The organism is Streptococcus sp. 339 (assembly GCF_013277285.1).
GTDB lineage: Bacteria > Bacillota > Bacilli > Lactobacillales > Streptococcaceae > Streptococcus > Streptococcus pseudopneumoniae.
Genome location: NZ_VMMR01000116.1, coordinates 1 through 11,500, shown reverse-complemented (window position 1 = coordinate 11,500; position 11,500 = coordinate 1). Strand labels below are relative to the sequence as shown.

General features: G+C 41.6%; 11 protein-coding genes and 1 pseudogene. 9 read left to right on the top strand and 3 right to left on the bottom strand.

Going from position 1 to position 11,500, the window contains the following annotated elements:
• Positions 1–60: 60 nt before the first annotated feature.
• The 3 genes from HT736_RS11080 to HT736_RS11070 form a co-directional block, all read right to left on the bottom strand.
• Complete coding sequence (locus tag HT736_RS11080; protein ID WP_023938214.1) at positions 61–513, bottom strand: NUDIX hydrolase; 453 nt, start codon at positions 511–513, stop codon at positions 61–63.
• A gap of 128 nt (positions 514–641) precedes the next feature.
• Entirely contained in the window at positions 642–2,900 is a 2,259-nt protein-coding gene (locus tag HT736_RS11075) for an ATP-dependent Clp protease ATP-binding subunit (RefSeq protein ID WP_000882510.1), read from the bottom strand.
• Positions 2,901–3,129: 229 nt separating this feature from the next.
• On the bottom strand, positions 3,130–3,360 hold the full coding sequence (locus tag HT736_RS11070) for a DUF1797 family protein (protein WP_000443574.1): 231 nt from the start codon (positions 3,358–3,360) through the stop codon (positions 3,130–3,132).
• A 190-nt stretch (positions 3,361–3,550) separates the two neighbouring features.
• Here HT736_RS11070 and HT736_RS11065 point away from each other — a divergent pair, with 190 nt between their 5' ends.
• The 9 genes and pseudogenes from HT736_RS11065 to HT736_RS11025 all read left to right on the top strand — a co-directional run bounded on the left by HT736_RS11065 (position 3,551) and on the right by HT736_RS11025 (position 11,271).
• The gene (locus HT736_RS11065) at positions 3,551–4,234 is read left to right on the top strand and encodes an amino acid ABC transporter permease (RefSeq protein ID WP_001011642.1); all 684 of its coding nucleotides are present in this window, start codon (positions 3,551–3,553) and stop codon (positions 4,232–4,234) included.
• Positions 4,234–4,968, top strand: a complete 735-nt coding sequence (locus HT736_RS11060) for an amino acid ABC transporter ATP-binding protein (RefSeq protein ID WP_000140954.1) — start codon at positions 4,234–4,236, stop codon at positions 4,966–4,968. Before HT736_RS11065 ends, HT736_RS11060 begins: the two co-directional genes overlap by 1 nt.
• 178 nt (positions 4,969–5,146) lie before the next feature.
• Positions 5,147–6,004 carry a bifunctional methylenetetrahydrofolate dehydrogenase/methenyltetrahydrofolate cyclohydrolase gene (locus HT736_RS11055; RefSeq protein WP_172931046.1) on the top strand — a complete coding sequence of 286 codons (858 nt, stop codon included), beginning with the start codon at positions 5,147–5,149 and terminating at the stop codon, positions 6,002–6,004.
• Between the two features lie 4 nt (positions 6,005–6,008).
• Complete coding sequence (locus tag HT736_RS11050; RefSeq protein WP_164226965.1) at positions 6,009–6,782, top strand: HAD hydrolase family protein; 774 nt, start codon at positions 6,009–6,011, stop codon at positions 6,780–6,782.
• Between the two features lie 58 nt (positions 6,783–6,840).
• Complete coding sequence (locus tag HT736_RS11045) at positions 6,841–7,713, top strand: NAD(P)H-hydrate dehydratase (RefSeq protein ID WP_172931045.1); 873 nt, start codon at positions 6,841–6,843, stop codon at positions 7,711–7,713.
• 281 nt (positions 7,714–7,994) lie between these two features.
• Positions 7,995–8,678 (top strand): ribose-5-phosphate isomerase RpiA, encoded by a 684-nt coding sequence (gene rpiA / locus HT736_RS11040; protein WP_000429303.1) that lies wholly within the window; start codon positions 7,995–7,997, stop codon positions 8,676–8,678.
• Between the two features lie 13 nt (positions 8,679–8,691).
• The gene (locus HT736_RS11035) at positions 8,692–9,903 is read left to right on the top strand and encodes a phosphopentomutase (protein ID WP_000033102.1); all 1,212 of its coding nucleotides are present in this window, start codon (positions 8,692–8,694) and stop codon (positions 9,901–9,903) included.
• A 1-nt stretch (position 9,904) separates the two neighbouring features.
• A pseudogene (locus HT736_RS11030) lies at positions 9,905–10,446 on the top strand (DUF1697 domain-containing protein).
• Between the two features lie 15 nt (positions 10,447–10,461).
• Positions 10,462–11,271: a purine-nucleoside phosphorylase gene (locus HT736_RS11025; RefSeq protein WP_050207878.1), complete on the top strand. Its 810-nt coding sequence runs from the start codon at positions 10,462–10,464 to the stop codon at positions 11,269–11,271.
• Positions 11,272–11,500 lie beyond the last annotated feature (229 nt).

Genomic DNA, 11,500 nt, shown 5'->3' with positions numbered 1-11,500 from the left:
CAGTGACCATATCTACGGTCAGGCGACGCTGACGTGGTTTGAAGAGATTTTCGAAGAGTATTAGTCAATCTTATGCTGTTTTTTCCAAGATTGGATGGCCCATTTATGGCTACCACGTTTAAGATTTTGGATAGCCTCGTCAATAGGGAACCAGGCAATATGATTAAAGTCTTCTAGTGGATTTTGCACTTCTTTGAAAGAAGTCGCTTCATAGAGGTGGGCAGGATTGTAGTAGTAGGTATCACGATGACGAGAGTAGAAGTATTCATCAGCCTGTCCATAATAGGTACCAATTTCAGCTGTGAAACCAAGCTCTTCAATCAATTCACGCTTTAGGGCTTCCTGATGATTTTCACCTGCTTCAATTTCGCCACCTGGTAGGAACCAAGCGCCATTAGGTGCTTGAATAAGAACAATTTGTTTTTGTTTAGCGTCAGGGATAACTGCATACACTCCATAGCGTGCAACATAGTCTGTATTTGCTTTTTTTTCTCCGAAAGTTGGGTTTGCCATTGCATTTTCCTCATTATCTAGTATCTTTATTATTATCATAATGGACAAAGGCAGAGCTGTCAAGAACTTATAGTTATTTTAGTAAAAAGAGCAGAAAATTTTCATTTTCTACTCCTTTTCTATAGGATTTATACTTCTTTTTCATAAGTTTTTACTTCAACTTTTTTGGCAGACTTAATTTGAATGTTTCCCTTGCTAGTCAGAACTGCTTTGAGGTCTTTTTCGCTTGGATTTTCAAGGTAGTAGTCAGTGATTGCGTCCTCAATATAGTCTTGAATAGTCCGACGAAGTGGGCGTGCTCCCATTTTTGGATCATAACCTAGGTCAACCAGCTTTTCCTTGACCTTGTCAGTTACATCCAAATGAATGTTGTTGCTAGAGAGGCGCTTGTTAACATCTGCTAGCATGAGCTCGACAATCTGAAGGAGATTATCCTTGCTGAGAGCCTTAAATTCGATAATGCCATCAAAACGGTTCATAAACTCTGGGCTAAAGAAGTTGCCGAGTTCACCGAGAACAGAGTTGGTACGTCCTTCTCTAGTAGCCCCAAATCCAACGTTGGCTTCAGACTTACCTGTACCTGCATTTGAGGTCATGATAATGATGGCATCCTTGAAGCTAACGGTCCGTCCTTGCCCATCTGTCAAACGACCATCGTCCAAGACTTGTAGAAACATGTGCATAACATCTGGGTGAGCTTTTTCCACTTCATCGAGAAGGATGAGAGAATATGGATTGCGGCGAACTTTTTCAGTTAATTGACCAGCCTCATCATAGCCAACATAACCTGGAGGAGCGCCGACCAACTTAGCCACACTGTGTTTTTCCATGTATTCACTCATATCAAAGCGAATCATACTATCAGCAGAACCAAAGAGTTCGATAGCTAATTGTTTGGAAAGTTCTGTCTTACCGACCCCAGTTGGTCCGACAAAGAGGAAGCTTCCAATTGGACGGTTAGGCGTACCAAGACCGACACGATTACGGCGAATAGCCTTAGCAATCTTATCGACTGCATCATCTTGGCCAATAATATGAGACTTGAGATCTTCGGCTAGATGGATGAGTTGAGATTGTTCTTTCTCTTTTAAATCACCAACAGGGATGTTGGTTTTCTGTTCAATAATATGCTCAATGGTTTTTTCACTGATGATTGGAGTATCCTGGTCTGTGACCTTTTTCTTTTGCATTTCCTTATATTTGGCAATCTGGTCACGGAAGTAGGCGGCTTTTTCAAAATCTTCTTCTCGTGTAGCTTGAGACTTGAGATTTTCAGCCTCAATCAAGCGCTGATCAATGACTTTAGGGTCTACAAAATTCAAGGTCAAATTCATCTTAGAACCAGCTTCATCTAGGAGGTCAATGGCCTTGTCAGGTAAGAAGCGATCTTGGATGTAACGATTGGAAAGAGTTGCAGCTGCTTCAATTGCAGCATCGGTATATTGAACGTGGTGGTAGTCTTCGTATTTCTTTTGAATCCCTTTGAGGATAGTGATTGTTTCTTCCACCGTTGGTTCATCAACCTTGACAGGCTGCATACGACGCTCGAGGGCAGCATCCTTTTCAATGATACGGTATTCATTGAGGGTAGTAGCGCCGACCAGTTGCAGTTCCCCACGAGCAAGGGCTGGCTTGAGGATATTTCCTGCGTCCATATTACCATCACTCGCAGAACCAGCACCGACAATTTCATGGATTTCATCGATAAAGAGGATGATGTCCTCACGTTTGCGAATTTCTTCCATGAGTTTTTGCATGCGTTCTTCAAATTGTCCACGGATCCCCGTTCCTTGCACCAAGCTAACCACATCCAGACGGATGACTTGTTTGCCTTGGAGTTTATGTGGAACATCACCATCAACAATTTTCTGAGCTAGGCCTTCGACAACGGCAGTTTTTCCGACACCCGGTTCACCGATAAGAACAGGATTATTCTTGGTTCTACGATTGAGAATCTCGATGACACGGATAATCTCATCGTCGCGCCCAATAACGGGGTCAATGTCTCCACGACGGGCAATCTCAGTTACGTTGATACCAAATTCTTCCAGCAGGCCTTTTTCTTGGCTTGCTGGTGGAGTTTGAGCAGAACCACGATTTTGGGAACCATAACCGCCGTTTCCACCGTAACCTCCACCTGATTGGGTTGGGGGAATAGGAGGAGTATTGCTAGAAGGTCTGAAATTGTTTAGGTCATTGAAAAAATCACCAAAGGGGTCAAAGTCACGATTGTTCAAATCTGTCATTCCTTTAAAGAGACTGTTGTTAGGATCTGTTTTGATAATCTTGTAGCAGTTTTGACAGAGGTCAATTTGTTTTTGTTTTCCATTGAGATTGGTGTAAAGATGAATTGTTGAGTCGTTGATTTTACAGTTTTGACAAAGCATACATCTACCTCATTTCTTTCTTTAGCCTGACCTGTTTAAAGGTCAAAAATAGTCAAATTTCTATACTTTCATTATAACAGGATTGGGGTGTAAAGCAAGTAAAAAGATTGCAGCTTTGAGAAGTTGTTACAATGAAAATTTTTGTGAATTTGGACTATAAAAAAATCCTATTTGTGAGACAAAAAGGATTTTGGTTAGACATGCAGGGGGTAATCCTGCTTGTTTTAGATTAGTAGAGAAGTTCGTAAATCTCCATTGCAATCAAGTCAATGCTATCAAAAGTATAGGTTTCGCGAGCTTCTACATCACGAAGGGTAAAGATTGAGCCGTTTTCTTCGTCGTGGCTGTACGCAACTTCTGCAACAACAACTCCTTCGCGTTCAAAATTACGTTTTAAATTTCCGCCATCGTTTGCCATTGCTTCAAGGCGGTTGATGATTCTAACCAAATGTGATTCCATTTTGATTCTCCTTCATTTCTTATCGTTACTATTTTACCATAAAGGAGGCCAAATTGACTAGAAAAAACTAAGATTTCTCGCTAATTCTACTAGCTTAAAGTTTTTTTGAATAAATCAAATAAAAAGTTTGAATTTTAATTCAATACATGTTATAATCATACAGTATTCTATTTTAGAAAGCAGTGTGACTATGAATTTTTCTTTTTTACCTAAGTATTTACCTTATTTTAACTATGGGGCTGTCGTGACGGTTCTCATTTCTATCTGTGTTGTCTTTTTGGGAACCATTTTAGGTGTTGTCTTGGCTTTTGGGCAACGTTCAAAGTTTAAACCGCTTGTCTGGCTCGCCAACTTGTACGTTTGGATTTTCCGTGGGACACCGATGATGGTTCAGATTATGATTGCCTTTGCTCTTATGCATATCAATGCCCCGACTATTCAGGTTGGAATTTTGGGTGTTGATCTTTCTCGTCTGATTCCAGGGATTTTGATTATCTCTATGAACAGTGGTGCTTATGTTTCTGAGACTGTTCGTGCTGGAATCAATGCGGTTCCAAAAGGTCAGCTAGAGGCGGCCTATTCTTTAGGGATTCGTCCTAAAAATGCGATGCGCTATGTGATTTTGCCACAAGCAATCAAAAATATTTTGCCAGCATTGGGGAACGAATTTATTACCATTATCAAGGACAGCTCCCTCTTATCAGCTATCGGTGTTATGGAGTTGTGGAATGGGGCTACAACAGTTTCTACAACAACCTATCTACCTCTGACTCCACTTTTATTTGCAGCCTTTTACTACTTGATTATGACCTCTATTTTGACCGTAGCCTTGAAAGCTTTTGAAAAACGTATGGGACAAGGAGATAAGAAATAATGACAGAAACCTTGATAAAAATTGAAAATTTACATAAATCATTTGGAAAGAATGAAGTATTGAAGGGCATCAACCTCGAGATTAAAAGAGGAGAAGTTGTCGTTATCATCGGTCCTTCAGGGAGCGGGAAATCTACCCTGCTTCGCTCTATGAATTTGTTGGAAGAAGCAACTAAAGGAAAGGTTATCTTTGAGGGAGTCGATATTACGGACAAGAAGAATGACCTGTTTGCCATGCGTGAGAAGATGGGGATGGTTTTCCAACAATTCAATCTCTTTCCTAATATGACTGTGATGGAAAATATCACCTTGTCACCTATCAAGACCAAAGGTGAAAGCAAGGCAGTTGCTGAGAAGAGAGCCCAAGAGCTGTTGGAAAAAGTTGGTTTGCCGGATAAGGCAGACGCTTATCCACAGAGTTTGTCAGGTGGGCAGCAACAACGGATTGCTATCGCGCGTGGGTTGGCTATGGAACCAGATGTTTTGCTCTTTGACGAGCCGACTTCAGCTCTGGACCCTGAGATGGTTGGAGAAGTTCTAGCTGTTATGCAAGACCTTGCCAAGTCAGGAATGACTATGGTTATCGTAACACATGAGATGGGATTTGCCCGTGAGGTGGCAGATCGTGTCATCTTTATGGCAGACGGTGTGGTTGTTGAAGACGGAACACCAGAACAGATTTTTGAACAAACCCAAGAACAACGGACTAAGGATTTCTTGAGTAAGGTTTTATAAGTTAGCTTTGTTAAGCTATTTGTAACCAATTTTAAACTTTCAAGACAAGATTAGTGAAAAGCTCGACCAGAGCTTTTTCTTATAGTTTGAAACTATAGGATAGCCTAGGAAAGAAGTGTTAGAGGGGACTAGCGGTTTTTGGTATAATGGAAGATATTTGAAAGAAAAGAGAAGTGATATGACACAGATTATTGATGGGAAAGCTTTAGCGGCCAAATTGCAGGGGCAGTTGGCTGAAAAGACTGAAAAATTAAAGGAAGAAATAGGTCTAGTGCCTGGTTTGGTAGTGATTTTGGTTGGGGACAATCCAGCCAGCCAAGTTTACGTTCGCAACAAGGAACGCTCTGCCCTTGCGGCTGGTTTCCGTAGCGAAGTAGTGCGAGTTCCAGAGAACATTACGCAAGAGGAATTGTTAGACTTGATTGCCAAATACAATCAAGATCCAGCTTGGCATGGGATTTTGGTCCAGTTACCATTACCAAAACATATCGATGAAGAGGCGGTTTTATTAGCTATTGACCCAGAAAAGGATGTGGATGGTTTCCATCCCCTAAACATGGGGCGTCTTTGGTCTGGTCATCCAGTCATGATTCCTTCGACACCTGCAGGAATTATGGAAATGTTTCATGAATATGGGATTGAATTAGAAGGTAAAAATGCGGTCGTCATCGGTCGTTCAAACATTGTTGGAAAACCCATGGCCCAGCTTCTTTTAGCCAAAAATGCAACAGTAACCTTGACCCATTCACGTACTCATAATCTTGCCAAGGTAGCTGCTAAAGCAGATATTCTGGTTGTTGCAATCGGTCGTGCCAAGTTTGTGACTCCTGACTTTGTCAAACCAGGTGCGGTAGTCATTGACGTTGGGATGAATCGTGATGAAAATGGTAAGCTCTGTGGGGATGTGGATTATGAGGCAGTTGCCCCACTTGCTAGCCATATTACGCCAGTTCCTGGAGGTGTTGGTCCTATGACCATTACTATGCTGATGGAGCAAACCTATCAGGCGGCACTTCGGACATTGGACAAGGACTAGGAAAATGAAATTCGTATTTGATTTGGATGGGACGCTGTCTTTTGACTATATGACCATAGATGAAGAGATTAGGCAGGTTCTTTTAAAGGCTGAAGATTATGGACATGAGGTTGTATTTGCCTCAGCACGCTCTTATCGAGATAGTTTAGGCTTATTAGGTTCCGAGCTTAGTCAGTGCTTGGTCATAGGTTTGAATGGTGGTGTAGCCTATTATCTGGGAAAAGCTATCTATGAAATGAATCTCGATGCTAGGATTTATCAGGCTCTAGTGGATTATTGCCAGACCTATAATCTTCCTTTCTTTGTAGATGATTGCTTTGACTATAGTGGTCAGATTGTAGAGAAGATTCCATTTTTCTCCAGTGTGGATCCCCTAAAGGTAGCTCGTCATCAGAAACTCGAGGACTTAGGGACTCCGATTAAGGTAGTCGTTTATATGGGTGACCATGAGGATTTGCTTGATGATCTGCTTGGTCAGTTAGAAAGACTGGGGCTAGCCCATCTGTCCTATCATACGCATGAAAAGTGTCTTTATGTCAACCCCTTGGATACTCATAAGGCGACAACTGTTGAAAAGTTATGTGGGGAGAACTTCATTGCTTTTGGAAATGACCAAAACGATATTGAACTGTTTAAAACGTCTCTCTATTCTATCCAAATTGGAGATTTCGCTGGCCTTACTCCATATGCAGATGAAACGCTAAAGATAAAGGGAGCTCCTTCTCCGACAGTAGCAGACAAAATCTTACAAACTTTTACGGAATTTAAGGGAAAATAGTAGAAAAGGAGGTCTGCGCCTCCTTTTTGTTGTATAATAAAAGCGAGAGGAAAAAAGGATGAAAGTGATTGATCAAACCTTACTAGAAAAAGTTATTATTGAACGTTCTCGTACCAGTCATAAAGGGGACTACGGTCGTCTGCTGCTGCTTGGTGGCACTTATCCTTATGGAGGTGCTATCATTATGGCTGCACTAGCTGCTGTTAAGAGTGGTGCAGGATTGGTGACCGTTGGAACGGACAGGGAAAATATTCCAGCTCTGCACAGCCATTTACCTGATGCTATGGCATTTTCTCTTCAAGACAAGCAATTGTTAAAAGAGCAGTTGGAGAAGGCAGAAGTTGTCTTGCTGGGACCTGGTTTAGGAGACGATGCTTTTGGAGAAGATCTAGTCAAACAGGTCTTTGCTAGCTTAAAACAGAATCAGATTTTGATTGTAGATGGTGGTGCCCTGACCATTCTTGCTAGGACAAGTTTGTCGTTTCCGTCTAACCAGCTTATCCTAACTCCCCACCAAAAAGAATGGGAAAAGCTGTCTGGTATTGCTATTGAAAAGCAAAAGGAAGATGCAACAGCTAGTGCCCTGACTTCATTTCCTCAAGGAACAATTTTGGTGGAGAAAGGTCCGGCTACTCGTATTTGGCAAGCTAGCCAATCTGATTATTACCAGTTACAGGTCGGCGGTCCCTATCAGGCGACTGGGGGGATGGGAGATACTCTTGCTGGAATGATTGCAGGATTTGCAGGCCAATTCCGACAGGCCAGTCTCTACGAATGTGTGACGGTAGCGACCCATCTTCATTCAGCTATTGCCCAAGAACTAGCTCAAGAACAGTATGTGGTTTTGCCAACGGAGATTAGTAATTGTATTCCTAAAGTAATGAAAATTATTTGTCAACAAGAGAGGGTAAGCAAAGATAAACTTGTTTAAAATAGATAGATAAACCCACTTCCTTCTCTTAATTTATGATTCTTGAAATGCGCCTGCTTTAATGCTAAACTAGACGTATCAAAGTTAAGGTCTTGTTTTTGGAACTGGAAAGAGATGAACAAAGCAAATACATAAAAGATAAATTCATTTTTATTCGTTTTATAAAAATAAAATGCATGTTTTCAAAGGAAGATTGATAAAAAATGTAAATTTGATCTTTTTACTTGAATAAAAAGCGATTTCATAGTAGAATAAGAACTGAGAATGATGGAGGTAAATCGGTGGAAAATCTGAAGAAAATGGCAGGTATCAAGGCTGCTGAGTTCGTGAGCGATGGAATGGTCGTTGGACTTGGAACAGGCTCGACTGCCTATTATTTTGTAGAAGAAATCGGTCGTCGTATCAAGGAAGAAGGATTGCAGATTACAGCTGTAACAACTTCTAGTGTGACCACTAAACAGGCAGAAGGCCTTAATATCCCGCTCAAGTCTATTGACCAAGTAGACTTTGTCGATGTGACGGTTGATGGCGCGGATGAAGTGGATAGTCAGTTTAACGGAATCAAAGGCGGTGGTGGTGCCCTTCTCATGGAAAAGGTGGTCGCAACACCATCAAAAGAATACATTTGGGTGGTGGATGAAAGCAAGCTGGTCGAAAAACTAGGTGCTTTTAAATTGCCAGTAGAAGTGGTTCAGTATGGCGCAGAACAAGTCTTTCGTCGTTTTGAGCGAGCTGGCTACAAACCAAGTTTCCGTGAAAAAGACGGCCAACGTTTTGTGACGGATATGCAGAATTTTATCATTGACCTCGCCTTGGATGTCATTGAAAATCCAATTGCTTTTGGACAAGAATTGGACCATGTCGTTGGTGTTGTGGAGCATGGTTTATTCAACCAAATGGTGGATAAGGTAATCGTTGCTGGACGAGATGGAGTTCAGATTTCAACTTCAAAAAAAGGAAAATAGAAGGGGGCATAAGATGTCTAAATTTAATCGTATTCATTTGGTGGTACTGGATTCTGTAGGAATCGGTGCAGCACCAGATGCTAATAACTTTGTCAATGCAGGGGTTCCAGATGGAGCTTCTGACACACTGGGACACATTTCAAAAACAGTTGGTTTGAATGTCCCAAACATGGCTAAAATAGGTCTTGGAAATATTCCTCGTGAAACTCCTCTTAAGACTGTAGCAGCTGAAAGCAATCCAACTGGATATGCAACAAAATTAGAGGAAGTATCTCTTGGTAAGGATACTATGACTGGACACTGGGAAATCATGGGACTCAACATTACTGAGCCTTTCGATACTTTCTGGAACGGATTCCCAGAAGAAATCCTGACAAAAATCGAAGAATTCTCAGGACGCAAGGTTATTCGTGAAGCCAACAAACCTTATTCAGGAACGGCTGTTATCGATGATTTTGGACCACGTCAGATGGAAACTGGAGAGTTGATTATCTATACTTCAGCTGACCCTGTTTTGCAGATTGCTGCCCACGAAGACATTATTCCTTTGGATGAATTGTACCGTATCTGTGAATACGCTCGTTCGATTACCCTTGAGCGTCCTGCCCTTCTTGGTCGCATCATTGCTCGCCCTTATGTAGGTGAACCAGGTAACTTCACTCGTACGGCAAACCGTCGTGACTTGGCTGTATCTCCATTTTCCCCAACTGTTTTGGATAAATTGAATGAGGCTGGTATCGATACTTATGCTGTGGGTAAAATCAACGATATCTTTAACGGTGCTGGTATCAACCATGACATGGGTCACAACAAGTCAAATAGTCATGGAATTGATACACTATTGAAGACTATGGGACTTGCTGAGTTTGAAAAAGGATTCTCATTCACAAACCTAGTTGACTTTGATGCCCTTTACGGCCATCGTCGTAATGCTCACGGTTACCGTGATTGTTTGCATGAGTTTGATGAACGCTTACCTGAAATTATCGCAGCTATGAGAGAGAATGACCTTCTCTTGATTACTGCGGACCATGGAAATGACCCAACGTATGCAGGAACGGATCACACTCGGGAATATATTCCATTGTTGGCCTATAGCCCTGCCTTTAAAGGAAATGGTCTCATTCCAGTAGGACATTTTGCAGATATTTCAGCGACTGTTGCCGATAACTTTGGTGTGGAAACTGCTATGATTGGGGAAAGTTTCTTAGATAAATTGGTATAAGATGACGCGCTATGCTTTGCTGGTGAGAGGTATCAATGTTGGTGGTAAGAATAAGGTCGTCATGGCGGAGCTTCGTCAAGAATTGACAAACTTGGGACTGGAAAAGGTTGAGAGCTACATCAATAGTGGCAATATTTTCTTTACTTCGATAGATTCCAAAGCCCAATTGGTTGAAAAGCTAGAGACTTTCTTTGCAGTCCATTATCCATTTATTCAGAGCTTTTCTTTACTGAGTCTAGAGGACTTTGAGGCGGAACTTGAAAATCTACCAGCTTGGTGGAACAGAGACTTGGCACGAAAAGATTTTCTCTTTTACACTGAGGGTTTGGATGTGGACCAAGTCATCGCGACAGTTGAAAGTTTAGAGCTGAAAGATGAAGTGCTTTATTTTGGAAAACTTGGGATTTTCTGGGGAAATTTTCTGAAGAAACCTACTCTAAAACTGCCTATCACAAGGATCTGCTCAAGATGCCTTTCTATCGCCACATTACCATTCGCAATGCTAAAACTTTTGAAAAAATCGGTCAAATGCTAAAAAAATAATAAAGGAGACACACAATGACATTTTTAAACAAAATCCATGAAACAGCTGCTTTCCTGAAAGACAAGGGAATTCAAGCGCCTGAGTTCGGTCTAATCCTTGGATCAGGACTGGGAGAACTGGCAGAAGAAATCGAAAATCCAGTTGCAGTAGACTATGCTGAGATTCCAAACTGGGGCCGCTCTACAGTAGTCGGTCACGCTGGTAAATTAGTATATGGTGACCTTGCAGGTCGCAAGGTCTTGGCTCTTCAAGGTCGTTTCCATTTTTACGAAGGAAATCCTCTGGAGGTCGTGACTTTCCCAGTACGTGTCATGAAAGTTCTTGGATGTGAAGGTGTCATTGTAACCAATGCAGCTGGTGGTATTGGATATGGTCCTGGTACTTTGATGGCTATCTCAGACCATATCAACATGACGGGGCAAAATCCATTGATGGGTGAAAACTTGGATGACTTTGGTCCACGTTTCCCAGATATGTCTAAGGCCTACACTCCAGAATACCGTGCTACTGCCCATGAAGTTGCTAAAAAACTTGATATCAAGCTTGATGAAGGTGTCTATATCGGTGTTACTGGTCCAACTTATGAAACACCAGCAGAAATCCGTGCCTATAAGACACTGGGAGCAGATGCAGTTGGTATGTCTACGGTTCCTGAAGTTATCGTGGCAGCCCACTCTGGCTTGAAAGTTCTGGGAATTTCATGTATCACTAACTTTGCGGCTGGTTTCCAAGAAGAACTCAATCACGAAGAAGTTGTAGAAGTGACTGAAGGTGTCAAAGGTGATTTCAAAGGTTTGCTTAAAGCGATTCTTGCAGAATTGTAAGAAAAAAGATTTAAAAGGGGGAATACCTCTACCTTTTCATGATTGACTGGCTATTCGGAACAAAGAAGAAACATAGGTAGACTATGGGTTTCTTCCTACTCTTGTAACTGAAAGAGTCTGATAGTTAGCATTGTGAAAGACAAGAATCTAGGATGCTGGAATTAGCTTCCTAGCCAAGCAGACTAGTATGATAAGAAGAGATAAGAATGAATTTATACTCAATGAAAAT

What these genes read in the sequence shown, in the direction of transcription:
- HT736_RS11080 (WP_023938214.1), bottom strand. Translation starts at nt 513, where the DNA reads ATGGCAAACCCAACTTTCGGAGAAAAAAAAGCAAATACAGACTATGTT.
- HT736_RS11075 (WP_000882510.1), bottom strand. Translation starts at nt 2,900, where the DNA reads ATGCTTTGTCAAAACTGTAAAATCAACGACTCAACAATTCATCTTTAC.
- HT736_RS11070 (WP_000443574.1), bottom strand. Translation starts at nt 3,360, where the DNA reads ATGGAATCACATTTGGTTAGAATCATCAACCGCCTTGAAGCAATGGCA.
- HT736_RS11065 (WP_001011642.1), top strand. Translation starts at nt 3,551, where the DNA reads ATGAATTTTTCTTTTTTACCTAAGTATTTACCTTATTTTAACTATGGG.
- HT736_RS11060 (WP_000140954.1), top strand. Translation starts at nt 4,234, where the DNA reads ATGACAGAAACCTTGATAAAAATTGAAAATTTACATAAATCATTTGGA.
- HT736_RS11055 (WP_172931046.1), top strand. Translation starts at nt 5,147, where the DNA reads ATGACACAGATTATTGATGGGAAAGCTTTAGCGGCCAAATTGCAGGGG.
- HT736_RS11050 (WP_164226965.1), top strand. Translation starts at nt 6,009, where the DNA reads ATGAAATTCGTATTTGATTTGGATGGGACGCTGTCTTTTGACTATATG.
- HT736_RS11045 (WP_172931045.1), top strand. Translation starts at nt 6,841, where the DNA reads ATGAAAGTGATTGATCAAACCTTACTAGAAAAAGTTATTATTGAACGT.
- HT736_RS11035 (WP_000033102.1), top strand. Translation starts at nt 8,692, where the DNA reads ATGTCTAAATTTAATCGTATTCATTTGGTGGTACTGGATTCTGTAGGA.
- HT736_RS11025 (WP_050207878.1), top strand. Translation starts at nt 10,462, where the DNA reads ATGACATTTTTAAACAAAATCCATGAAACAGCTGCTTTCCTGAAAGAC.